Origin of the sequence: Mesorhizobium huakuii (assembly GCF_030160235.1) — a bacterium.
Lineage (GTDB): Bacteria > Pseudomonadota > Alphaproteobacteria > Rhizobiales > Rhizobiaceae > Mesorhizobium > Mesorhizobium huakuii.
The window spans coordinates 371,618-396,064 of record NZ_BSNY01000047.1; the positions used below are offsets into that span (position 1 = coordinate 371,618).

A 24,447-nucleotide genomic window follows, 5' to 3' on the forward strand; every position below is an offset into this window, starting at 1 on the left:
TTTCCTCAAGGATTTCAGTCTATGCGCCCGAACCAGGCGCCATAACCGCCAAGTTCGACCGAACCGGTGCTCGCCTGCCCGGAAAACCCGTGTCCCGGCAAAGGTTGCAGGGATCGGCCGCCAAGGTCAACCTTGGCCGGCTTGGCGCCGAGGTTGAAGACACAGACAACCTGCTCATTGCCGGCGCGGCGCGTGAAGGCGACGGTATCGCCCTCGCTTTCGATGAAGGTGATGTCGCCCTTGGCCAGCGCCGGATGGGCGCGGCGGAAGGTCAGGAAGCGCCGGTAGTGCTCGAGCAGCGAAGCCTGGTCGCCATGCTGGACATTGACTGCCTGCGCCAGATGCTTAGCCGGCACCGGCAGCCAGGGCTTGGCCTGGGAGAAGCCGCCATTCTTGGCGCCGCCATCCCACACCATGGGCGTGCGGCAACCGTCTCGGCCCTTGAATTCCGGCCAGAAGCGGATGCCATAAGGATCCTGCAGATCCTCGAAGCGCAGTTCGGCCTCGCCGAGCCCCAGTTCCTCGCCCTGGTAGATGCAGACTGAGCCGCGCAGCGACATCAGCAAGGCCGAGATGACCTTGAGATAGGCGACAGGGTCGGCTTCGCCGGTGGCCCAGCGCGAGGCCGGGCGCATCACGTCATGATTGGAGAACGCCCAGCACGACCAGCCGTCGCTGGCGACCTTGCCGAAGGCTTCCAGCACCGAGCGGACCTTGGCCGCGCTGATCTTTTCCGGCGCCAGGAAGTCGAAGGAATAGCACATGTGCACGCGCTTGCCGCCGGCTGTGTAGGCCGCCACGACTTCCAGCCCGCGCTGCGAATCGCCGACCTCGCCGACAGCGGCGGTCGCCGGATATTCGTCGAGCAAAGCGCGGAAGCGTTCGAGGAAACCGAGGTTTTCCGGACGGCTCTTGTCGTAGAGATGATCCTGGTAATTGTAGGGATTGACCGCCGGCGCGGTCTGGTCGTTGCGTTCTTCCGGCGGCAGCGGTGGATTGTTTTCCAGGCCCTGGCTGTGGAAGTAGAAATTGATCGTGTCGAGGCGGAAGCCGTCGACGCCGCGTTCCAGCCAGAAGCGGGTGACGTCGAGCAGGGCGTCCTGGACTTCGCGGTTGTGGAAGTTGAGGTCGGGCTGCTCGGCCAGGAAATTGTGCAGGTAGTATTGCTGGCGGCTGGTGTCCCACTGCCAGGCCGACCCGCCGAAGATCGACAGCCAGTTGTTGGGCGGCGTGCCGTCGGGCCTGGCGTCCGCCCAGACATACCAGTCGGCCTTGGGATTGCTACGGCTCGACCGGCTTTCCTTGAACCAGGGATGGATGTCGGCCGTGTGTGACAGCACTTCGTCGATCATCACCTTGAGGCCCAGCCGGTGCGCCTCCGCCGTCAGCGCGTCGAAATCGGCCAGCGTGCCGAACATCGGGTCGACGTCGCAATAGTCCGAGACGTCGTAGCCGAAATCCTTCATCGGCGATTTGAAGAAAGGTGAGATCCAGATGGCGTCGGCGCCGAGTGCGGCGATGTAGGGCAGCCGTCCGATGATACCCTTGAGGTCGCCGATGCCGTCGCCGTTCGAATCCTGGTAGCTGCGCGGATAGATCTGGTAGATCACAGCACCTCGCCACCAGTCGCGATCGATGGCGAGGTCGGGGTTCGAACTGGCTTTCAAAGCGGATTGCATGGTCTCAGCCTCCTTTCACCGAGCCGGCGAGCAGCCCGCGGACGAAATAGCGCTGCAGCGAGAAGAAGACGATCAGCGGCACGATGATGGTGATGAACGCCGATGTCGTCAGGATCTCCCAGTTGCCGCCGCGAGAGCCGAGCAGCGCGTTGAGCTTGGCCGTCAACACGATCTGGTCGGGTGCCGTACCAAGGAAAACCATCGCCACCAGCAGATCGTTCCATACCCACAGGAATTGGAAGATGGCGAAGGAGGCCAGTACCGGGAAGGACAGCGGTAGCACGATCTTGACAAAGATCTCGAAGTCGCTGGCGCCGTCGATGCGCGCCGATTCCATGATCTCGCGCGGCAGGCCGGCGATGTAGCTCCTCAGCAGATAGATGGCGAAAGGCAGGCCGAAGCCGGTATGCGCCAGCCATATGCCGAGATAGGTCTTCGACGGCACGCCGAAGAAAGTGCCGACGCCGTTATAGAGTTTCAACAGCGGAATCAGCGACATCTGCAGCGGCACCACCAGCAGGCCGATAATGACCGCGATCAGCAGCGCCCGGCCTGGAAACCGCATCCAGGCCAGCGCATAGGCGGCAAAGGCGGCGATCAGGATCGGGATGACGGTCGCCGGAATGGTGACGGTCAGCGAATTCATGAACGAACGGCCGATGCCTTCCGAGAACAGCACCGTCTGGTAATTGTCGGTGGTGAATTTCGGCGGCGCCGACGAGGCATAGTAGAGGCGCTGGCCGCGGTCGCCTTCGAACGCCTTGGGCGAGGTCATGACGAAGCTGCCGTCGGCATTGACCTGCAGGGTGATGCCGTCACCGAGGTCGGCCGATGAGCCGGCCGGATATTGCGTCGGAGCCGCCGCCTTGACACCGAAGGCGCTGATGTTGCGCTTGGCGCCATCGCCGAAGATGTTGCCCTCGAGAACGTACTTGCCGTCTTTCTGGGTCTGCGCCGTGGCGGGCGGCAGCCGCCCGGCCTCGGTCTGGCTGGAGCTGGCGAACGAATTCCACCAGCCCGAGGCGACGATCTGGTCCTTGTCGCGCAGCGACGAGACCAGGATGCCGAGTGTCGGAATGGTCCAGATGGCAACGAAGACCAGCACCGCTATGTGGACGCCGAAACGGCTGACGAAGGATTTTCCGGTCGCGACGGCCATCTCAGTGTCCTCCCGTCTCTTTGTTCGCCTGGCGGATGTTCCAGACCATGATCGGGATGACCGCGATCATGATGATGATGGCGATCGTCGCGCCACGGCCGAAATCGCCGCCGCCGCGGAACATCCAGTCGAACATCAGGTTGGCCAGAACCTGGCTGTTCCACTGGCCGTTGGTCATGGTCAGCACGATGTCGAACACTTTGAGCACCAGGATGGTGATCGTGGTCCAGACGACGGCGATGGTCCCCCAGATCTGCGGCACCATGATCTTCCAGAAGATCTGGAACGGGTTGGCGCCGTCGATGACCGCGGCTTCCAGTGTTTCTTCCGGAATGCCGCGCAGCGCCGAGGACAGGATGACCATGGCAAAGCCGGTCTGGATCCAGATCAGGATGATCATCAGGAAGAAATTGTTCCAGAACGGCAGCGATATCCACACCTGCGGCTGGCCGCCGAAATGCTGGATGATGGCGTTGAGCAGGCCGATCTGCACCTGGCCCTCGCCGCGATATTCATAAATGAACTTCCAGATCACGCTGGCACCGACGAAGGAGATGGCCAGCGGCAGGAAGATCAGGCTCTTGGCGATCGTGCCCCACCAGATCTTGTCGGTGAGCACGGCGATGATCAGGCCGAGGAAGGTACAGGCCGCCGGCACCACCGCCAGCCAGAGCAGGTTGTTCAGGATCGAGCGTCGGAGATCCGGATCGCGCAAGGCCCACTCGTAATTGGCGAGCCCGACGAAACTGGTGCCGCCGCGGTCGAGGAAGGAGAGCCATAGTGTCGCGATCACCGGGTAGATCAGGTAGATGGTGAGAATGATCAGCGCCGGGCCGACGAACAGCCATGGCCGCACCAGGCCTTGCCGGCGCAGGTTGTTGACGGCAGCCGTGCCGGTGACCCCGCGCGAAGGAAAGGTCAGGTCCAGCAGTTTGTTGGCGCCCCAGAAGTAGGCGACACAGCCGCCGACGCCGATGATGATGACGAAAATGGCCGAGAAAATCTGAGCCGCCATGGGTCCCTCTCCCTGCGCATGACCAGCCAGGCAAGCTGGCGGTCGGATGCACCGACTTTGTGAGTCATTCGGAACAATCGAAACGCGAAGGCTTCCGGCGTATGCCGCCGGTCGGACCCGGGCCTTGGCCCGGATCCTGTAGGAGGATCAGTAAGGTTCTAGCTTGCCGGTCGCGATCTACTTGATGGCGTCCCAGCTCTTCTGGATGTCGGCTGCCACGTCCTGGGCGGATTTGCCGCCGACCAGATCGATCATGCCGGTCCAGAACGAGCCGGCGCCCACCTTGCCAGGCATCAGGTCGGAGCCGTCGAAGCGGACGCTCGTGGCTCCGACCAGGATCTCGCCCTGCTTCTTCAGCGCATCGCTGCCGTAAGCATCCTTGTTGGCGCCCTTGAAGGGGGTGACGAAGCTCTTCTGCGCCATCCACAATTCATGCGCGAGCGGCATCTCGAGGAACTTGATGAACTCGCGCGATGCCTTGGAATCCTTGGTGATCATCACCAGCGTGCCGGCGACTTCCAGCGGCGTTCCGAGTTCCGGCTTGGAAGCATAGGGCGGGTAGGGGAAGAAGTCCGCATCCTGGCCGAGCTTCACGCCCTCCGGGAAGAAGGATGGGATGAACGATGCCTGATGGTGCATGTAGCACTTCGGCGGCACGGTAAAGAGGCCCTTCGGGCTGTCGCGGAAATCGGTCGCGGCCACGGCCTTGGCGCCGCCATCCACCATCTTGTCGTCCGTGGCGATCTTGCCAAAAATGTCGATGGCGTTGACCACTGCCGGATCGGTGAACGGGATCTCGTTCTTGACCCACTTGTCGTAGACTTCCGGCGGCTGCGTCCTGAGCATGATGTCCTCGACCCAGTCGGTCGCCGGCCATCCGGTCGCACCGCCCGAACCAAGCCCGATGCACCAGGGCTTGCCGCCATCGGCGATGATCTTCTTTTCGAGCTCGGCCAGTTCCTCCTGGGACTTAGGCACCGTGTAGCCGGCTTCCTTGAAATTGTCGGGCGAGTACCAGACCAGCCCTTTCACGTCGATCTTGTAGGGAAAGGCATAGAAGCCCGACTTGCCGTCCTTGCCCGTATAGGTGCCGAGTTTGGCCCAGGAGTCGCCGGCGGCGTAGTTCTCCTTGATCCAGGCGGCGACGTCGTCGCCCAGCGGGGTCAGCACGCCTTTGGAAGCGAGATCCTGGATCAGGCCCGGCTGCGGCAGGACGGCGATGTTCGGCGGGCTGCCGGCCTGAGTATCGATGACGATCTGCTGCTCGTAGTTTTCAGACGAGGAGTACTTCACCTCGGCGCCGGTCGCCTCGGAGAAATAGTCAAGCACCGAACGGACAAGCGTCTCGTCTTCGCCGCGCCACGGCCCGAAGATGGTCAGCGTCTCGCCCTTGAGGTCGACTTTCTTGAGGTCTTCGAAATTCGCCCAGTGAAAGCGCGAATCCTCGCCCGGCTTGAACTTCAGTTCGGCATGCGCGGGCGTATTCAGGGCGAGCGCACCAAACGCAACACCCAGCAAAAGCATTTTCTTCATCGGTATTCCTCCCAGTGGGTCACACACACCGGACGGAACCTCCATTCCGCCCGCCGACGCCGCAGGACTGTGACTCAGTCGCAAGGGAACCGCAACCTTCCGAAGAGTCTTCCAAAGCGCTTTGGCTTTTTGGATCACGCCATTGAATCCCCAGGAAGTCAAGAGGGCTCGGTAGCTAATCGATTTAATTTCAGAAATTATATTGCTGAAAAGTGCACCGCAGCATGTTTTTTTGGCAGCGCAACAGCAATTTTCGTTTCAAACTGGTTCCAACCCCGACTATGGTCATCTCGATACCGTCGCGCCCTTATGGCGCTTGGGTCGATTCAATTTAAAAGCGCTTTGAGGGAATGGAGACCGTTGTGAACCTCAAGCAGCTCGCGCAGATGCTGGCGCTTTCGCAGACCACGGTAAGCCGGGCATTGAACGGCTATCCGGAGGTCAACGAGGAGACGCGCAGGCGCGTCATGGACGCCGCAAAGCGCCACGGCTATCGTCCCAATCCGAGCGCGCGGCGGCTGGCGACCGGCAAATCCGGCATGATCGGCTATGTCCTGCCGACAGGCGCCGCTGTCGACATCGATCCACATTTTGTCGAGTTTCTGTCGGGCCTTGGCGACTATGCCCGCTCGCACGAGCTTGACCTCGTGCTGTCGCCGGCCGATGCCGACGACCAGGAGACGACCTATCGGCGCATCGTCGCCAACCGGCAGGTCGATGCCGTCTATATTTCCTCGCCGCGGCCGCACGACAGTCGGGTGGCGCTGGTCAGCACGCTCGGCATTCCCTTCCTCGTCCATGGCCGCAGCGAAGGTTTCGATTTCGACTATCCCTATCTCGACATCGACAATGAGGGCGCCTTCCACGAGGCGGCGCGGTTGCTGGTCCAGCTCGGCCACCGGCGGCTGGCGCTGATCAATGGCGACGACCGTGAGAGCTTCGCCATCCATCGCGAGCGCGGCGTGCGCCGGGCGCTCGCGGCAAGCGGATTGACCCTCGGCGAACGCCATGTCTGCTCCGTGGTCATGACCGAAGAGAATGGCTATCGCGCCACCAGGCGTCTGCTGGAGGAAGGCGACGCGCCGACGGCGATCGCCTGCTCCAGCCTGATCATGGCGCTGGGTGTCGTACGCGCGGTGCGCGACCTCGGCCTCACCATTCCCGGCGATGTCTCGCTGATCGCCCATGACGACGTCTTCCCCTGGCTGAAGCCGGAGAATTTTTCGGTGCCGCTGTCGACGACGCGCTCATCCATCCGTCTTGCCGGCGCCCGCGTCGCCGAGCGGCTGGCGGCGCGGATATCGGGACTGGAAGAGGGCGCGCGCGGCGAGATCTGGCCGGTCGACCTGGTGATCAGGGGATCGGTTGCGGGAGCGCCGGGGTAAAGGGGCTATGTCCAATTACAGGGAATGACCGGGTTCGGCCGATGCGGACCTTTCCAATGCATGTCACTCAAAAGTGACCTCGGTTCTGAAACGATACGAAGGCCTATTAACGCCGCATTAGCCCGCCCGTCCCAACATGGGTGGATGAACACGGATCAGCCCAGCGGGGTCTTCGGCCGGCGCGGGCGCGAGGGTCGCGCCCCTTCTGCCTCGATTGACCGCATTGCAGGACCGACGAGACCAACGCGCCCTGTCGGCCATGTCGTGTTTCTGCTGGGCTTGGCGGGCCTTTTGCTGACGGTCGTCGCTGCAATCTTCTGGACATTGCCAGGGATCGGAAAGGCAAATGCGGAAGCCGCGCGGGCGGAACAGCAAGTGGTCGAAATCGTCAACCAGCGGATTACCCATCTGCCTCGCTCCGGGTCGTTCACGGTGTTTTCGCCAGGCTGGTTTCATGCGGGTGCGACAAAGCCGGACTTCAGCAATGTCGACATCCGGACCACACAGGAACGTATCTATGAGGGCCATGTCACGTCAGACCTGAACCCCACCGAGATGTTCATCGGGAGCGAACTCGAATTCAACGCGATGACCAAATATTTCTACACCGACCAGACACTGCCCAAGAAGCGGTTGTCCGATACGGAAATGGTCGAGATCAACGGTCTCTACCGCGTCATCGGCCATGACGAGCAGACGGCATTGATGCGATGGCTTGTTGTAACCGGGCTGGCGGTCGTCGGGCTTTGTCTTGCATCCGCGTTGCTTCTGCAGATTGGCCGAACCCGGCAGCTACCGGCTGCATAAACCAGAAGCACAGGCAAAACCCTACTCCTTCGCCGCCTCGGCCGCCTTGATGTCCAGCAGCCCATAGCCGAAATCATTGTCGCGCCCCTTCGGGCCTAGATCCCTGGCGGTGGCAGCCAGCGCTTTCTCTATGTCGTCGGCCGAGCGGTCGGGCGAAGCGTGGAGGAGATTGGCTATGGCGCCGCTGACGATCGCCGCGGCGAACGAGGTGCCGGTGACGACATCGGAGCCGGCGCCGCTCGGCGCCACCATCTCGACCCCGGGCGCGGAAATGAAGACATAGGCGCCGCGATTGGCCTGCGGCATCAGGGCGTCCTTGGCGTCGGTCGCGGTCACCGCGATGACGCCGTCGAAGGCGGCCGGATAGCCATAGGGCGCCTTCGGCCCATTGTTGCCGGCGGCGGCGACCAGCACCATGCCGAGCGCGCGGGCATTGCGGCAGGCGGCGCCGAGCAGGTCGTTCTTCGGCCCAACGAAGCTCATATTGATGATGCTGACATTCTGTTCCGCCGCCCAGTCGAGCGCCGACAGGATGACATCCATGGTCGACTTGCCGCCTTCGAAGGCGCGGGCGTGGTAGATCCTGGCGCCCGGGGCCATGCCTTCCAGCGCGCCGACGCCGGCGATCAGCCCGTCGATCGAGGTGCCATGGTCGCGTTTTTCGACCGGCACGTCAGGCATGGCGTCGAACTGTGCGGCGATGACACCGGCCAGCGCCGGATTGCTGTCGTCAATGCCGGTATCGATGACGGCGACGCGGACGTTTTCGCCGCTCGCCTGCTTGGCATCGAGCGCGATGCGGTCGAACGCATAGTTGACGATGCCGGCGGCCTGCTGCAGCGAATAGATGTGGTTGGGCTCGCGCCGCTGCGTGCGGCCATCGACGGCAAGCTGCGCCAGCACGACGCCGACGGGACGGCCGTCGGGAATGCCGAAGCGCACCAGCGTGGTGCCGAGCAGGCGTGACTGGCGCTGCGAGCGCACTTCGAGGCCGAAGGAGGCGGCGATCTGCTGCACGGCGCCAGCATCGCCATCGACCGTCACCAGCACCTCGTCGGGCACGAAATCGCCGGCCACGGCGCGTGGCGGCTGAACGGCGATGAGATCGGTCGGCGAGACGATCGGCCCGCCGGCCGGAGGGCCGGCCTGGTTGTTGCCAGGCGGCGTCGCCGGCTCTGGTCGCGGCGACGGCATCGGTGCCGGAGGCGCGACCGGATTGGGAAACAGGTCGACGATCAGGGTGGGAAGAAAGACGGCTCCGGCCTGGGCAGGACCCGCACCGCCGGCATTGTCGCCGCTACCGTCCTTGGCGCAGTCGGCGCCGGTCGCATTGGTGCCGTTTCGGCAGTCGATTTTCGTCTGGTCGCTCTTGGCGGCGTTGGTCTGTGCCGAAGCAGGCACGGCGGCGACTGTCATCGCCGCCGCCAAAGCAATTCCAAGAAAAGTGCGTAGCGGTTTTCTCGGGAAAAGCGCAAAGCGCTTTCCCTTGGGAATTGCGTCAAAACCGGAAGATTGAGCGGGCCGGTGTTTCCGTGAAACGCCGACCCGCTTAAGAATCGCCGCAAATCGAAGGGCCGCCTCAGCCGCCATCAACCGGTTTCCTTCCCTCGATCACAGTGTCCGCGAACGGTTGGGCAGCAATAAGGCTGAGCTGCTTGCGGTACTCGGCCGCGTTGGCGGCGGGCATGCCGATCCGGAAGACGCCGTCTGCGGTCGGTCCACCGATGACCTTCAGCCCGTTGCCGCCGAGGAATGCCGAAATGTCCGACATCTTCGCATCCGGCTTGAACTTGACCAGGGCGAACGGCATTTTCGCCAGATCGTCTTGCGCGCCGGCAATCTCGAAATCCTTGCCCTTGCCACCGGGCTGTACCAGGGACTGCACCGCGATCAGCGCCAGCAGGACCGCGGCCGCCGCCCAGGCGACGCCGACAGGCACCGCCATGAAGCGGCCCCAGGCCTGCGCCAGCCAGGACGAGCCGGCCGGTTTGCGCGCGGGTCCGGCCTCGGCGTCGAGCGCCTTGGCGAAGCGGCTGAGCGCATCGGCGGGAGGGCGGATCGCTTCATTGGCCGCCGATGTGCCGGAGAACTCGGCCTCGGCCTCGCCAAGGGCTGCCATCGCCGCCGGATCGGTCGCCAGCCATTCCTCGACGGCTTCGAGGTCGGAGCCTTCCAGCGAGCCGTTCAGGTAGAACGGCAGCAGCGTTTCCATTTCGTCGCGGCGCGACATCTTTTCAGCGGCGCTCATGGCCACCCCCTGTCGTAACCGGCGGCCTTGAGGGCCTCGCCGAGTTTCTTGCGGGCGTAGAACATCCGGGTCTTGACCGTTGCGACCGGGATGGCGAGCACCTCGCCGATCTCGGTGACCGACTGTCCGTGATAATAGGCAAGATCGATCACCGTGCGGTGTTCTTGCGGCAAGGCGTCGATGAAGCGGCGCAAGGCCGCGGCCTTGTCCTCTTTCATGGTGACGACCTCTGGCGTATCGGCGCCGTCGGGCACCGCGGCGGCCGCCTCGTCGTCGATCCAGTCTTCCTTTTTCTTGCGCAGCAGCGACAGCGCCTTGAACCGGGCGATGCCGAGCAGCCATGTCGAGACTTCGGAGCGCCCCTCGAAGCCCGGTGCCTGGCGCCACAGTTCGAGGAACACCTCGTTCGCGATATCGTCAGCCATCATTTCCGATCCCGTCTGGCGCGCCACGAAGCGGTAGACCCGCGCGTGGTGACGCATGAACAGGAGCCGCACGGCGGCACGGTCGCCCTTCGCGACCCGGTCGACAAGCGCGCGATCGGTCTCCGTCGCTGCCGTCATGGCCGGTCGAGCCGCCTGGCTCCTGCCTGCTCTGTCGCTGATCGGTCCAAAAAGGTTCATCCTCCGCCAAGGAATTTGCGAAGGCTAACCGAAGAAAGAGGAGGTTGCCAGAGCCGGGTCTTTTTCCCCTCTCCCAAGGGAGAGGAAGAGGCGTTCAACTCAAGAACGGCTTGGCCTTCATGGTCTCCGGCACCGGCACACCGAGGCGCGTCAGAACCGTCGGCGCCAGTTGCAACTGGCCGAGCAGCGTTTCGGCCTGCGGTCCCTTGCCCTGGCCGAAATAATACAGCGCGAAATCCTGCATCTCGTCGTCGTGGCCGCCATGGTGGCCACGGTCGGTCTGGCCATGGTCGGCGGTGACCATCACCTCGTAGCCGGCCGCGATCCAGCCGGGCAGGAAGGCAGCCAGCATGCCGTCCATGGCATAGACGGCATGGTCCATCTCGTGGCAGTCATGCCCGAAGCGGTGGCCCATCGAATCCAGCGTGCATGTGTGCAGGATGCCGTAGTCGATGCCGTGGCGTTTGGTCAGCATGGTCAGCGTCGCGAACAGGTCGACATCGCTCGGCGTCATCTGGTTGCGGGCATTGTAGCCGGTCATGGTGTGGAAGCGGCCATGCGTGATCGGACCGCCAGGCTCGTCATATTCCATGTCCTCGACCAGGTCGAACGGATAGGAGCGGAAGAATTCCGACCAGTAGGAATGGGTGACCGCCCCTGTCTTGCCGCCGGCCTTGCTGACTTCGGAGAAGATGTCGGGCTGCGCGACGCGAAAGCGGTTCTCGTTGGAAAGGATGCCATGCACCTGCGGCGACACGCCGGTGTGGATCGAGGCATAGCAGCAGGCCGATGTCGACGGCAGCACCGAGCGCATCTTCCAGACCCGCGCCTCGCCCGATTGCACCCAGCCTTCGAGATTGCCCATCAGCCGGCGCCAGTTCCTGTAGGGAACGCCATCGAGGATGATCAGCAGAAGCTTGGATTTGAGCGCCATGGGCTGCTCCATGATGTCTGGCGGTTGAAGCGGGAACGCCGCGTGCCGTTTCGGGCACACGGCGTTCTTACATATAAATCAGACGGGGCACGTGAATCAGACAGGCAGGGTCCGGCTAAGCGTTGAGCCAGCACTCACCAAGCGCGTAGCCATCCATCATTTCGCCGATCGGGCTCTTGGCGAAGCCGCCGATCTTGTTGGTGGCGGCGGCATCGATGAACTGATTGAAGAATGGCACGATGAGGCCGCCTTCGTCGCGCATCAGCACTGCCATGTCGTGGTAGATCGCCTTGCGCTTGGCCTGGTCGAGCTCGCCGCGCGCCGCAAGCAGCATCTTGTCGAATTCCGGCCGCTTGAAGCGCGTGTCGTTCCAGTCGGCGGTCGAGACATAGCCGGTGGAATACATCTGGTCCTGCGTGGCGCGGCCACCCCAGTAGGAGAGCGAGAAGGGCTGCTTGTTCCAGACTTCCGACCAGTAGCCGTCGCCAGGCTCGCGCTTGATCTCGATCTTGATGCCGGCCTTGGCGCAGGACTGCTGATAGAGCTGGGCGGCATCGACGGCGCCGGGGAAGGCGACATCGGAAGTGCGCAGCAGGATCGAGCCGCTATGGCCCGACTTCTTGTAGAGGGAGGCCGCCTTCTCCGGGTCGAACTTGCGCTGTTCGATGTCGGCCGAAAACAGCGGATAGGCTTCGTTGATCGGGAAGTCGTTGCCGACCGAGCCATAGCCGCGCAGGATCTTCGTCAGCATCTCCTCGCGGTCCATGGCGAGTTTCAGCGCCATGCGCAGGTCGTTGTTGTCGAAGGGCGCGGTGTCGCAGAACATGTTGAACGGGTAGTAGCCCTTGCCCGACACGTTCTCGATGCTGACGCCGGGGATGCGCTTGACCAGGTCGACCACCTTCGGCTCGACGCGGTTGATCATATGCACCTGGCCGCCCTGCAGCGCGGCAAGCCGCGCGGTCGCGTCATTGATGACGACGATCTCGATCTGGTCGGCATGGCCCATTTTGTCGCCTTGCCAGTAGTTGGCGAAGCGCTCGCCGCCATGGCGCACGCCGGGCTGGTTGACGGTGACCTTGTAGGGACCGGCGCTGATGCCGGCATTCGGATTGTCCTTGCCGCCATTCGGCTGGATAACGAGGTGATAGTCGGCCATCAGATAGGGGAAGTCGGCGTCTGCATCGCCGAGCGTGACGATGACTTCCTTGCCGCTTGCCTTGACGCCCTTGATGTTCTTGAGGATGCCGAGCGCCCCGGATTTGGACTTTTCGTCGGCGTGGCGCTCGATGGTGGCGGCGATGTCTTCGGCGGTGACGGTCTTGCCGTTGTGGAACTCGATGCCGTCGCGCACCTTGATCGTCCAGGTCTTGGCGTCCTTGGATGCGCCGATCTCCTGCGCGATCATGTTGGTCAGGCTGTTGTCGGGCATCAGCCGGACCAGATATTCGCCCCACTGCTTGCCGAAGCTGTAGGTGACCTGGCTGAGGTTCAGCGCGGGGTCGAGGCTGTTGGTCGACTCGCCGCCCTGCAGGCCGGCCTTGAGGATGCCGCCCTTGACCGGCGTCTGTGCGAAGGCTTTCCCGGCCAGCGTCGTTGCCAGCGCCGCCGACACACCCAGTGCCGCCGTGCGGCCAAGGAAGTCGCGGCGCGATATCCGGCCCTGGCCGGCGAGATCAGCGAGATGGTCGAGTTCCGTCTTCATGTCCTACCCCTTGTTGAAAACACCGTCACGGGCAGCGCCCGTCCGCAAGGACGTGTGGCGCTTTCGTGTTGCATCTGGATGACGACAGGCGCCCGACCGGCAGGTCGCTAGTTCCCCGCGCTGGCCATGCGCCGCCCCTTGATCGCCTTTTCCAGCCAGCCGATCTCCATCTCCGGGACCGACGACAGGAGAAGGTCGGTATAGGCGTCGAAGGGCGGCGTCAGAACCTTGCTCTTCGAGCCGTAGCGGACCACTTCGCCGCGATACATCACCGCGATCGAATCGGCGATCGACTTCACCGTCGCCAGATCGTGGGTGATGAAGAGATAGGCGACCTTCTCGTGCTCCTGCAGGTTCAAAAGCAGCTTGAGGATGCCGTTGGCCACCAGCGGGTCGAGCGCCGAGGTCACCTCGTCGCAGATGATCAGCTTCGGCTTGGCGGCGAGCGAACGGGCGATGCAGACGCGCTGTTTCTGGCCGCCCGAAAGCTCGGCCGGGTAGCGGTCGACAAAGCCCTTGCCCATCTCGATCTCGTCGAGCAGCTCGGCGACGCGCTTGTCGCGTTCCCTGCCGCGCATGCCGAAATAGAATTCGAGCGGCCGGCCGATGATCGTGCCGACGGTCTGGCGCGGGTTCATCGCCACGTCGGCCATCTGGTAGATCATCTGCAGCTGGCGCAGATCTTCCTTCGGCCGGTCGGCGAGCCGGTTGGCGAGCGGGCGCCCATCGAAGGTGACGGTGCCTTGCTCGGGTGGCAAAAGGCCGGTGATGGCGCGCGCCAGCGTGGACTTGCCGGAGCCGGACTCGCCGACCACGGCCAGCGTCTGGCCGGGGTAGATGTCGACCGACACGTTCTTCAGCACCTTGACGTGGCCGCCGCCATAGGCGGCGGTGACGTTCTTCACCGACAGGAACGGTGTCGCGCCGGGGTTCTGCTCCTGGTGTTCGATCTCGTGCACCGAAACCAGCGCGTTGGTGTATTCCTGGCGCGGCTCCTTGATGATCTGCCTTGTGCCGCCCCATTCGACCAGCCTGCCATGGCGCAGCACCATGATCTCGTCGGAGACCTGGGCGACGACGGCAAGGTCGTGGGTGATGTAGAGCGCCGCCACATGGGTGTCGCGGATGGCGTCCTTGATCGCCGCCAGAACGTCGATCTGCGTCGTCACGTCGAGCGCCGTCGTCGGCTCGTCGAAGACGATCAGATCGGGTTCCGAGCACAGCGCCATCGCCGTCATCACGCGCTGCAACTGACCGCCCGAGACCTGGTGCGGAAAGCGCTCGCCGATGGTTTCCGGGTTCGGCAGGCTGAGCTTCTTGAACAGCGCGACGGCGCGCTTCTCGGCTTCGGCGCGTGTCGCCGTGCCATGCAGCAGCGTGGCTTCCACCACCTGGTCCATCAGCCGGTGCGCCGGATTGAAGGCGGCCGCCGCCGACTGCGCGACGTAGCAGACCTCGCGGCCGCGCAGCTTGCGGAAACCTTCCTTGCCGCCCTTCAGGATATCGCGGCCGTTGAGGATCACCTCGCCGCCGGTGATGCGCACGCCGCCCCGGCCATAGCCCATCGACGACAGGCCGATGGTCGATTTGCCGGCGCCGGATTCGCCGATCAGCCCCAGCACCTTGCCCTTTTCCAGCGTCAGCGAGACATCATGCACCAGCACGATGTTCTTTGGCGCCTCGCCGGGCGGGTAGACCGTGGCCTCGATGCGCAGATTCCTGATATCGAGCAGCACGCCTGGCTTGGGTTGCCCGGGCTTCGCTTTGTCGTCAGCCATCACCCGCGTCCTCCCTTCAGGCTTGTCGTGCGGTTGAGGATCCAGTCGGCGACAAGGTTGACCGAGATGGCGAGCGCGGCGATAGCCCCCGCCGGAATGAGTGCTGCGGCGATGCCGAAGACGATGCCGTCCTTGTTTTCCTTGACCATGCCGCCCCAGTCGGCGTCCGGCGGTTGCACGCCAAGGCCGAGGAAGGACAGGGTCGACAGGAACAGCACCGCATAGATGAAGCGCAGGCCGAGTTCCGAGACCAGCGGCGACAGCGCATTGGGCAGAATCTCTCTGAAGATGATCCAGGCGCTGCCTTCGCCGCGCAATTTGGCGGCTTCGACATAGTCCATGACGTTGATGTCGACGGCGACCGCGCGCGACAGGCGATAGACGCGAGTCGAATCGAGAATGCCCATCACCAGGATCAGCGTCACCAGGTTCGTCGGCAGAACGGAAAGCACGACCAGACCCATGATCAGGGTCGGGATCGACATCAGGAGATCGACGAGGCGCGACAGGATCGTGTCGAACCAGCCGCCGAACACCGCTGCCGAGAAGCCCAGTATGGCGCCGAGCGAGAAGGACAGCGCCGTGGCCAGCACGGCGATGAACAGGGTTATACGGGCACCGTAGATCATGCGCGACAAGAGATCGCGGCCGAGATTGTCGGTGCCCAGCCAATGCGCGGCCGACATCGGTTCCCAGACGTCGCCGACGATCTCGGCATTGTCGTGAGGCGAGATCCAAGGCGCGAAGATCGCCGCCAGCACGAACAGCGCCGTCAGCACCAGGCCGATCAGGGCGGGGATGGGGATGCGTCTTATATCGAGCATGCCCGCCCCCTCACTTTGGATGTCTGAGACGCGGATTGGCGACGATCGCCGCAATGTCCGCGATGATGTTGAGGCTGATATAGACGGCGGCGAAGATCAGCCCGACCGCCTGCACCACCGGCACGTCGCGCTTGGTGACGTGGTCGACGAGATATTGCCCCATGCCAGGATAGACGAAGATCACCTCGACCACGACGACGCCGACGATGAGATAGGCGAGGTTGAGCATGACGACGTTGATGATCGGCGCGATGGCGTTCGGGAAGGCGTGCTTGCGGATGACGGCGAAGGCCGAGAGACCCTTGAGCTCCGCCGTCTCGACATAGGCCGACTGCATGACGTTGAGGATCGCGGCACGGGTCATGCGCATCATGTGGGCGAGCACCACCAGCGTCAGCGCCGTCGCCGGCAGGGTGATGGCCTGCATCCGCTCGCCAAAGGGCATGCCGTCATAGACGGTCGAGATGGCGGGGAAGATCTGCCATTTCACCGCGAAGAAGTAGACCAGGAGATAGCCGATGAAAAATTCCGGGAACGAGGTCGAGGCGAGCGCCAGCCCGGAGATCAGCTTGTCGACCCAGCCATTGCGGTAGCGCACGGCGATCAGGCCGAGGATGATCGCCAGCGGCACGGCCACGACCGCCGCCCAGAAGGCGAGGAACAGCGTGTTCCACAGCCGGCCCTTGATCGAGGTGGCGATATCCTGGCCGCTCGACATGGCGGTGCCGAGGTCGCCGGTCAGCACGCCGCCGAGCCAGTGGAAATACCTGACATAGGCCGGGTCGTTCAGCCCGAGCTGTTCGCGCAAATTGGCGAGCGACTCCGGGGTCGCCGATTGTCCCAGAATGGCTTGGGCGACGTCGCCGGGCAGGATCTGCGTGCCGGCGAAGATCAGGACCGAAATGGCCAAAAGAAGGAGGATGCCCAGCGCGATGCGCTGGGCAATTAGCTTCAGGATGGGTGAAGACATCTCCGCAAAGCCGGACTCAGGCCTGCAGCCAGCACTTCGCCAGGGCGTAGCCGTTCATCAGTTCCTGGTGCGGATCGTCCACCCAGCCATCGACCTTGGCACCGGTCGCGTCGATGAACTGGTTGAACATCGGCAGGATCAAGCCGCCTTCGTCGCGCACCAAGACGGCCATGTCGTGGTACATCTGCTTGCGCTTGGCCTCGTCGAGCTCGGCGCGTGCCGCCAGCACCATCTTGTCGAAATCCGGGCGCTTGAAACGGGTGTCGTTCCAGTCGGCGGTCGACAGATAGGCGGTCGAGTACATCTGGTCCTGCGTCGAGCGTCCACCCCAGTAGGACGCGCAGAAGGGCTGCTTGTTCCAGACCTCGTTCCAGTAACCGTCGCCGGGCTCGCGCTTGAGCTCGATCTTGATGCCGGCCTTGGCCGCGCTCTGCTGGAAAAGCTGCGAGGCATCGACCGCGCCGGGGAAGGCGACGTCGGAGGTCCGCAGCAGCACGGTGCCGTCATGGCCCGACTTCTTGTAGTGGAACTTGGCCTTGTCGGGATCGTACTTGCGCTGTTCGATCTCGGTGAACAGCGGATAGGACGCGTTGATCGGGAAGTCGTTGCCGAGCGAGCCGTAGCCGCGCAGCACCTTGGTCAGCATCTCTTCGCGGTCGATGGCGAGCTTCAACGCCATGCGCAGGTCGTTGTTGTCGAAGGGCGCCGTGTTGCAATGCATGATGAAGACATAGTGGCCCGGACCCGCATGGTTGCGGATGGTGACGCCCGGCACGCGCTTGATCAGGTCGACGATCTTCGGCTCGACGCGGTTGATCATGTTGACCTGGCCGCCCTGCAGGGCCGCCGTGCGCGCCGTCGCGTCGTTGATGACGATGACTTCGATCTGATCGGCATGGCCCATCTTGTCGCCCTGCCAGTAATTGGCGAAGCGCTCGCCGCCATGGCGCACGCCGGGCTCGTTGGTCTTGACCACATACGGGCCGGCCGAAATGCCGGCATCGGGCTTGTCCTTGCCGCCATTGGGCTGGACGATCAGGTGATAGTCGCTGAGCAGGTAGGGAAGGTCGGCATTGGCCTCCTTCAGCGTCAGCACCACTTCCTTGCCGCTGGCCTTGATGGAGTCGATGCCCTTCATGTAGCCGAGCGCGCCGGACTTCGACTTCTCGTCCGAATGGCGCTCGAGCGTGGCGGCGACGTCCGCGGCGGTCACGGTCTTGCCGTTATGGAATTCCACGCCGTCGCGGATCTTCAGCGTCCAGACCTTGGCATCCTTGGACGAGCCGATCTCTTCGGCGATGCGGTTCTCAAGCTTGCCCTCGGGCGACAGCTCGACGATCATTTCGCCCCAGCACTTGCCGAAGGCGAACGGCACCTGCGTCATGAACAGCGCCGGATCGAGACTGTTGGTGGATTCGCCGCCGACCAGGCCGGCTTTCAGCGTGCCGCCCTTGACCGGACCCGCCGCCCGCGCCGCGCTGGAAAGCAGCGAATTGGCGAAGGGTGCGGCGATGCCGAGCGCTGCCGCCCGGCCGAGAAAATCACGACGGCTCAGCTTGCCTGCAGCAACGCGCCGGCTAAGGAATTCCAGTTCGTTCGACATTTTGAGTTCCTCACTCTGTTGGTTCGACTCTACGGTCGATTTTTGTTGTTAATTCTCCCTGAATAATGAGGGTAAGCCAATGCCGTAAGCAAGACGGAATGCGACATGCCGTGGCGTAAATCGTACGTCGCATTTGGACCAAGGGTCTCAGCGCTCAAACAAGCGCGCGTGGAATTTTTTCCTCGAAATTGCGCTCGAAAACGATTTTTTCACCCTCATAGGCCTCGATTCTGGCGCTGACGATGAAGTTTTGTGCGTCCGATCGCATCTCGGCCCATGTCTCGGTGCGCACCGACCATCCATTTCGCGACAGTGTCTGCGTCCAGTGTGTTTTCCCCGAGGCCGACAATGGATTGTCAGGATGGATCGTCCATGTCTCGCGGGCGATGCTGCCATTGACCAGGCCGTTGTCGAGATCGCGCACCGCGCCGAAATCATCCGCTATGGAAAGCGTGACGATTCCGGTCTTTTCGTCGCGATCGACATGACGCTCGGAGTTGGCCGCACGGATCGTCTCGGTCGCCCAGGGCGTGGCACCTTCCGGCTCGGCGAATGTCGCTTCGTCGCCTTTTGCCAGCGGCCGTAGCGGCAAGGCAAGTGTCGCCGCCGACAAGCTCAGCTGCACCGGCTCCGGCGACGGCCAGATCATTGGCCAATAGGCGTTCGAGACGGCGATACGCAGGCGGTGGCCGGCCGGCACGCGGTAGGCGCATTGATCGAGCACGACGCGCGCGGAGACGGTCTCGCCCGGCACCAGGGCCTGCGGGAATTCATGCGAGTCACGATGCGTCAAATTCAGCACGCCGTAGGAGATCAGTTCCGAAGCGCCATCGGGATGCACGTCGCAGAGCCGGATCGCGATGTTGGCTTGCGGGCGATCGGAAGAGAGCGTGACCTCGACTTCCGGCGCGCCGACGATGTCGATTGCCTCGGCGAGCTCCGGCTGGTCGAAACAGACCGACAAGGCATCGTCGGGACGCTGGTCGCCCGGCAATTCCGGGCCGAAAGTGAACGGAAAATACTCGCCGCCGGCGAGCCCACAATTTTGCGGCGAGGCGACGATGGCCGGTTTGCTCCCCTTGGGCAGCAGTTCGATCGTCCCGGTCTTGATCTCGGGCGACGGCCACCCTTTCTCCGCCACCCAGCGGCCGGGCCGCTCGGGATGCCAGCGGGCCGGGCGCACGCTATCCATCACATAGGCGCGGTAGGCGGGATCGTCCTCGACGCCGGTCTCGGCGCCCTTCAGCCAGCGGTCCCACCAGCGCAGCGCCTCCTGCAGGAAGCCGATGGCCGGCTGGGGGCCGGCGTAATGCGGGTATTTGTGAATCCACGGGCCAACGATACCCTTGACCGGCGCCTCGATGTTGCTGACGAGGTTCGAGATCGTGTTGCGGTAGCCGTCGTGCCAGCCGCCGATCGACAGCACGGCCGCCTTGACGGCCGAAAAATCCTCGCAGATCGAGCCGCGTTTCCAGTAGGCGTCGCGATGCTGGTGCTTCAGCCACAGCGGTGCAAGGAACGACTGGTTCTCCAGCCGGGTCAGCCACAAATCGCGCCAGCGGTTGTCGCCGGCGATCAGCGGGTCTGGCGGCCGTGACGAATAGGAGAGCATGGTCGAGGCCCAGCCGAAATTCTCGATCAGCAGGCAGCCGCCCTTGTAGTGGATGTCGTCGGCATAGCGATCGACGGTCGAGCACAGGCTGATCACCGCCTTCAGCGCCGGCGGCTGCTTGGCCGCAACCTGCAGGCAGTTGAAGCCGCCCCAGGAGATGCCCATCATGCCGACATTGCCGTTGCACCAGGGCTGAGCAGCCGCCCAGGCGATCACGTCGCAGGCGTCCTGCAATTCCTGCTCGGAATATTCGTCGTCCATCAGCCCTTCGGAATCGCCATTGCCGCGCATGTCGACGCGGATCGAGGCGTAGCCGTGGCCGGCGAAATAGGGATGCGTCAGCTGATCGCGAAAGATGGTGCCGTCGCGCTTACGGTAGGGCAGGTGCTCGAGGATGACAGGCACCGGATCGTCGCTGGCATCCTCCGGCATCCACACCCGCGCGGACAGCCGGCAGCCATCCGGCATGACGATGCCCATATCGGGAAATTCAACGACCTTGCGGGGAAATTCGGTGACGGTTTTCATGGGTGCGCATAACGCCCCGAGGCGCGGCAAGTTTCAATCGCCATTCGCGACTGGAGCAGCGAAATCTGCGACCTGTGCCGCTACTTGCCGCACACGCTCAATTCAGGGGAATGTCGTTTTCGCCCTTGCTCGCCTGGTAGGCGTCGGACAGCTCGTCGTAGCGTGCCGAGATCTTGTCTATCCTTGTCTCCAGCCGCTGGCGTTCCGCCTCGGACAGCGCCCGCACCATCCTGCGGATCGAAAAACTCTTCCAATAGGCGTTCTCGGCATTGTAGCCGCCGGGGTCGAGGGTGAAGACCTCTTTCAGGATCTTCAAATCGTGCGGGATGGCAAAACTGTCGCGCGAATCCTCGTGGCTGAAGAGGTAGTAGAAATTGTCGAAACCGGTCCAGGTGATCGCCGAAAGGCAGAGCGAACAGGGCTCATGCGTGGCAACGAAAAGCGCGTCCCTGGTGTCGACGCGCTCTGCCCTGGGCATCTCGTAAAACCGCTTCAGGCAGTGCACCTCGCCGTGCCAGAGCGGGTTTTCGATCTCGTTGTTGGTCTCGGCCAACACCAGCGAACGGTCGTCCTTGCGCAGGATCGCGGCGCCGAACAGCTTGTTGCCATGGGCAACGCCTTCGGCGGTCTTCGGCACGATGTCATGCTCGATCACGTCGAGCAGGCGGTCGATCAGCGAAACGTCGGTCATGGGATCAGAAGCTTTCAGGGGAGATGGATCTCGTAGGCGTGCGAGAAATGGAATTCTTCGAGGTTCGAGCCGTCGCCGCCACGGTCGACGATCAGGAAATCCTGGGGCTCGCCGAGCGGCGTCAGCACACCGTGCCAGAGGTTACGGGAATAGTTGATGCCTTGTCCGGGCGCGGTGATGAAGGCATGCGGTTCGCCCGGCCCTTCCTTGCCGTCATGACAGACGACGACCAGGAACGGACGCGGCGACAGCGGAATGAAGGCCTGGCTGCCGAACGGATGCCGCTCGACCATGGTCAGCTTCAGCGGCAGTTCGTAGGGCGTGCCGCGCACCATCGAGATCAGCACGCGGGCGTTCGGCCCAGTGGCCTCAGCCGTGGCGAGGTCGTGGTAGCGCTCGGCCTTGCCGCCATTGATCGGGTAGTGGTTGTCGCCGGCCATGTCGATGACATCGCCGAACGGAGCAAAGGCCTCCCGGGTCAAGGGCTGTGCTGTGATGCGGGTCACCGCGCGCGACCGCCGATACCAGCTCCGCCGAGCTTGGCGTGCCGGTTGACGTCCTTGTAGAGCAGATAGCGGAACTTGCCGGGGCCGCCGGCATAGCAGGCCTGCGGACAGAAGGCGCGCAGCCACATATAATCGCCGGCCTCGACCTCGACCCAGTCCTGGTTCAGGCGATAGACCGCCTTGCCCTCCAGCACATAGAGCCCGTGTTCCATCACATGGGTCTCGGCGAAGGGAATGACCGCGCCCGGCTCGAGCGTGACGATGGTCATGTGCATGTCGTGGCGCAAATCGGCCGGATCGACGAAGCGTGTCGTCGCCCAGCGGCCCTCGGTGCCCGGCATCGGCGACGGCGCTATATCCTGCTCGTTGGTGAAGAAGGCCTCAGGCGTATCGAGGCCGTCGACCGCTTCGTAGGCCTTGCGAACCCAGTGGAAGCGGACAGCAGCCTTGGCCTCGTTGCGAACCGTCCAGCCGCTGGCCGGCGGCAGGAAGGCAAAGCCGCCGGGCCGCAGCACATGCTTCTTGCCGGAAAGCAGAACCGTCAGTTCGCCCTCGACCACGAACAGGGCGCCTTCCGCGCCGGCATCGGGCTCCGGCCGGTCGCTGCCGCCGCCGGGCTCGACCTCGACAATGTATTGCGAGAATGTCTCGGCAAAGCCGGATAGCGGCCGCGACAGGATCCAGACGCGGGTCTTGTCCCAGAACGGCAAGGCGCTGGTGACGATATCCCGCATCACGCCTTTGGGGATGACGGCATAGGCCTCGGTGAAGACGGCGCGGCCTGTCAGCAATTCAGATTGGCCGGGATGGCCGCCATGCGGTGCGTAGTAGGTGCGCTCTGGCATCCTGATCGTGTCCATGGGTTCAAACCTATTGCGGTAGCATGTCTCTGAGGCGGAGCAGTGCGATGCGCTCGACCTGTTTGCAGGCGGTCTCGAATTCGACGCCGCGGCTGTTGCCGATGCGCGCCTCGAACTCGGCGAGGATTTCCTCCTTGGTCTTGCCCTTCACCGCGATGATGAAGGGGAAACCGAAGGTGGTGACGTAGGCGGCGTTGAGCTTGGAGAACAGTTCGCGCTCCTTGTCGGTCAGCGCATCGAGGCCGGCGGAGGCTTGTTCCCTCGCCGATTCCGCCGTCAGCCGCCTGGCCTTGGCCAGTTTGCCGGCAAGGTCGGGATGGGCGTTGAGCACGCCCAGCCGCTCGCTCTCGCTGGCGGAACGGAAGATGCGGCAGAGCGCATTGTGCAGGCCGCCCGCCGTATCATGCGCCGGGCCCAGCTCCAGCTCGTAGGCCCGCTCGGCGATCCAGGGCGAATGCTCGAACACGCCGCCGAAAGTGTGAACGAATGTTTCGAACTCCATCTTCGAGGGGCGCAGCGCCGCCGGCTTGTAGGGATGGTTCTCCTGCCAGTGTTTGGCGATGTCGATGCGCCGCGCCAGCCAGACCTTGTCATGCGACTTCACATAGTCGACGAAGCGCTTCAGCGCCGCGACCCGGCCAGGCCGGCCGACGAGGCGGCAATGCAGGCCGATATTCATCATGCGCGGCCGCCCTGCCTGGCCCTCGGCATAGAGCGTGTCGAAACTGTCCTTCAGATAGGCGAAGAACTGGTCGCCCGAGTTGAAGCCCTGCGGCGTGGCGAAGCGCATGTCGTTGGCGTCGAGCGTATAGGGAATGATGAGCTGCGTGCCGCCGGCATGCTCGAACCAGTAGGGCAGTTCGTCGTCATAGGTGTCGGAGACGTAGTCGAAGCCGCCTTCCTCGGCCACCAGCCGCACCGTGTTGACCGAGGTGCGGCCCGTGTACCAGCCGGTCGGGCGCTGTCCGGTCACCTCATAATGCAGCTTGATCGCGGCTTCGAGGTCGCGGCGCTCGTCCTCGGCGCTGTGGTCGCGGTAGTCGATCCACCGCAGCCCATGCGAGGCGATCTCCCAGCCGGCGTCCTGCATGGCCGTGACCTGGTCGGGCGAGCGGGCAAGAGCCGAGGCGACGCCGTAGCAGGTCACCGGGACTTGGGATTCGCTGAACAGGCGCAGCAGCCGCCAGAAGCCGGCCCGTGCGCCATACTCGTAGATCGATTCCATGTTCCAGTGGCGCTGTCCCACCCAGGGCGCGGCGCCGACGATCTCCGACAGGAAGGCTTCCGACGCCTTGTCGCCATGCAGCACGCAATTCTCGCCGCCCTCTTCGTAGTTGACGACGAACTGCACGGCGACATGCGCCCCACCAGGCCATTTCGGATCCGGCGGGTTGGCTCCGTAGCCGCGCATGTCTCTGATGTAACGCATTGCCCCTCCTGCCGGGCGTCGCCCGAACTGTGATCAGGATATCGAAAGGGTGCTTCTCGCATTCCCCCGAAAATTTTTGAAAGTGTTTTTGTCGCACTCCGCTCGACCGGGACTTATGCATCGCCTTTAATTGGCGCACAATTCATCACTATTGTTCTGATGTACCTGGATGGGAGGCGGCCAATGGCAGAAACGTCGAAAGCCGATGGCGGGCGTCTGACGACGCATGTCCTCGACACCGCGACCGGCAAGCCGGCGGCTGGGCTGTCGATCGCGCTCTATCGTCTCGACGGTTCGGCCAGGACGCATCTGAAGACGGTCGCGACCAACGGCGATGGCCGCTGCGACGCGCCGCTGCTGGCGGGCGGCGAGTTCCGCGCCGGCGAATATGAACTGGTGTTCGCGGCCGGCGACTATCTGCGCGGCCAGGGCACGAAACTGCCCGAGCCGGCTTTCCTGGACAGCGTGCCGATCCGCTTCGGCATGGCGGAAGCGGTGCACTATCATGTGCCATTGCTGATTTCGCCCTACGGTTATTCGACCTACCGGGGGAGCTGA

General features: G+C 63.5%; 21 protein-coding genes. 3 read left to right on the top strand and 18 right to left on the bottom strand.

Annotation, left to right across the window (positions count from 1 at the left end):
• Positions 1–14 precede the first annotated feature (14 nt).
• The 4 genes from bglA to QQK95_RS24070 form a co-directional block, all read right to left on the bottom strand.
• On the bottom strand, positions 15–1,679 hold the full coding sequence (gene bglA / locus QQK95_RS24055; RefSeq protein ID WP_284276875.1) for a beta-galactosidase BglA: 1,665 nt from the start codon (positions 1,677–1,679) through the stop codon (positions 15–17).
• A gap of 4 nt (positions 1,680–1,683) precedes the next feature.
• The gene (locus QQK95_RS24060) at positions 1,684–2,838 is read right to left on the bottom strand and encodes a carbohydrate ABC transporter permease (protein WP_284276876.1); all 1,155 of its coding nucleotides are present in this window, start codon (positions 2,836–2,838) and stop codon (positions 1,684–1,686) included.
• Between the two features lies 1 nt (position 2,839).
• Positions 2,840–3,853 (bottom strand): carbohydrate ABC transporter permease, encoded by a 1,014-nt coding sequence (locus tag QQK95_RS24065; protein ID WP_143976141.1) that lies wholly within the window; start codon positions 3,851–3,853, stop codon positions 2,840–2,842.
• 177 nt (positions 3,854–4,030) lie between these two features.
• Positions 4,031–5,386 (bottom strand): ABC transporter substrate-binding protein, encoded by a 1,356-nt coding sequence (locus QQK95_RS24070; RefSeq protein WP_284276877.1) that lies wholly within the window; start codon positions 5,384–5,386, stop codon positions 4,031–4,033.
• A 362-nt stretch (positions 5,387–5,748) separates the two neighbouring features.
• Here QQK95_RS24070 and QQK95_RS24075 point away from each other — a divergent pair, with 362 nt between their 5' ends.
• Together QQK95_RS24075 and QQK95_RS24080 are read left to right on the top strand one after the other, a co-directional pair.
• Positions 5,749–6,771, top strand: coding sequence for a substrate-binding domain-containing protein (locus QQK95_RS24075; RefSeq protein ID WP_284276878.1), 1,023 nt, complete (start codon positions 5,749–5,751; stop codon positions 6,769–6,771).
• Positions 6,772–6,915: 144 nt separating this feature from the next.
• Positions 6,916–7,578 (top strand): hypothetical protein, encoded by a 663-nt coding sequence (locus QQK95_RS24080; RefSeq protein WP_284276879.1) that lies wholly within the window; start codon positions 6,916–6,918, stop codon positions 7,576–7,578.
• 21 nt (positions 7,579–7,599) lie between these two features.
• On the opposite strand, the gene QQK95_RS24085 is transcribed toward QQK95_RS24080, so the two are convergent.
• The 14 genes from QQK95_RS24085 to puuE all read right to left on the bottom strand — a co-directional run bounded on the left by QQK95_RS24085 (position 7,600) and on the right by puuE (position 23,889).
• Complete coding sequence (locus QQK95_RS24085) at positions 7,600–8,994, bottom strand: S8 family serine peptidase (RefSeq protein ID WP_284276881.1); 1,395 nt, start codon at positions 8,992–8,994, stop codon at positions 7,600–7,602.
• Positions 8,995–9,157: 163 nt separating this feature from the next.
• Positions 9,158–9,826, bottom strand: a complete 669-nt coding sequence (locus QQK95_RS24090; protein WP_284276882.1) for an anti-sigma factor — start codon at positions 9,824–9,826, stop codon at positions 9,158–9,160.
• Entirely contained in the window at positions 9,823–10,389 is a 567-nt protein-coding gene (locus tag QQK95_RS24095; RefSeq protein WP_284276883.1) for a sigma-70 family RNA polymerase sigma factor, read from the bottom strand. Before QQK95_RS24095 ends, QQK95_RS24090 begins: the two co-directional genes overlap by 4 nt.
• Before the next feature lie 154 nt (positions 10,390–10,543).
• Positions 10,544–11,383, bottom strand: coding sequence for an alkaline phosphatase family protein (locus QQK95_RS24100; protein ID WP_284276884.1), 840 nt, complete (start codon positions 11,381–11,383; stop codon positions 10,544–10,546).
• A 115-nt stretch (positions 11,384–11,498) separates the two neighbouring features.
• On the bottom strand, positions 11,499–13,088 hold the full coding sequence (locus QQK95_RS24105; protein ID WP_284276885.1) for an ABC transporter substrate-binding protein: 1,590 nt from the start codon (positions 13,086–13,088) through the stop codon (positions 11,499–11,501).
• Between the two features lie 107 nt (positions 13,089–13,195).
• Complete coding sequence (locus QQK95_RS24110) at positions 13,196–14,866, bottom strand: ABC transporter ATP-binding protein (RefSeq protein ID WP_284276886.1); 1,671 nt, start codon at positions 14,864–14,866, stop codon at positions 13,196–13,198.
• Complete coding sequence (locus QQK95_RS24115) at positions 14,866–15,690, bottom strand: ABC transporter permease (RefSeq protein ID WP_095789423.1); 825 nt, start codon at positions 15,688–15,690, stop codon at positions 14,866–14,868. The genes QQK95_RS24110 and QQK95_RS24115 overlap by 1 nt, the downstream gene beginning before the upstream one ends.
• A gap of 10 nt (positions 15,691–15,700) precedes the next feature.
• Positions 15,701–16,660: an ABC transporter permease gene (locus QQK95_RS24120; RefSeq protein ID WP_284276888.1), complete on the bottom strand. Its 960-nt coding sequence runs from the start codon at positions 16,658–16,660 to the stop codon at positions 15,701–15,703.
• A gap of 16 nt (positions 16,661–16,676) precedes the next feature.
• On the bottom strand, positions 16,677–18,263 hold the full coding sequence (locus tag QQK95_RS24125; protein ID WP_284276889.1) for an ABC transporter substrate-binding protein: 1,587 nt from the start codon (positions 18,261–18,263) through the stop codon (positions 16,677–16,679).
• A 154-nt stretch (positions 18,264–18,417) separates the two neighbouring features.
• Positions 18,418–20,403 carry a CocE/NonD family hydrolase gene (locus QQK95_RS24130; protein WP_284276890.1) on the bottom strand — a complete coding sequence of 662 codons (1,986 nt, stop codon included), beginning with the start codon at positions 20,401–20,403 and terminating at the stop codon, positions 18,418–18,420.
• Between the two features lie 97 nt (positions 20,404–20,500).
• A complete protein-coding gene (locus QQK95_RS24135) occupies positions 20,501–21,094 on the bottom strand; it encodes a nucleoside deaminase (protein ID WP_284276891.1) in 594 nt (197 codons plus the stop codon).
• Positions 21,095–21,108: 14 nt separating this feature from the next.
• Positions 21,109–21,600: an ureidoglycolate lyase gene (locus tag QQK95_RS24140; RefSeq protein WP_284276892.1), complete on the bottom strand. Its 492-nt coding sequence runs from the start codon at positions 21,598–21,600 to the stop codon at positions 21,109–21,111.
• Positions 21,597–22,460, bottom strand: a complete 864-nt coding sequence (locus tag QQK95_RS24145; RefSeq protein ID WP_284276893.1) for a bifunctional allantoicase/(S)-ureidoglycine aminohydrolase — start codon at positions 22,458–22,460, stop codon at positions 21,597–21,599. The genes QQK95_RS24140 and QQK95_RS24145 overlap by 4 nt, the downstream gene beginning before the upstream one ends.
• A gap of 10 nt (positions 22,461–22,470) precedes the next feature.
• Complete coding sequence (gene puuE / locus QQK95_RS24150; RefSeq protein WP_284276894.1) at positions 22,471–23,889, bottom strand: allantoinase PuuE; 1,419 nt, start codon at positions 23,887–23,889, stop codon at positions 22,471–22,473.
• Between the two features lie 183 nt (positions 23,890–24,072).
• Between puuE and uraH the strand changes: the two genes are divergently transcribed.
• Complete coding sequence (uraH, locus tag QQK95_RS24155) at positions 24,073–24,447, top strand: hydroxyisourate hydrolase (RefSeq protein WP_284276895.1); 375 nt, start codon at positions 24,073–24,075, stop codon at positions 24,445–24,447.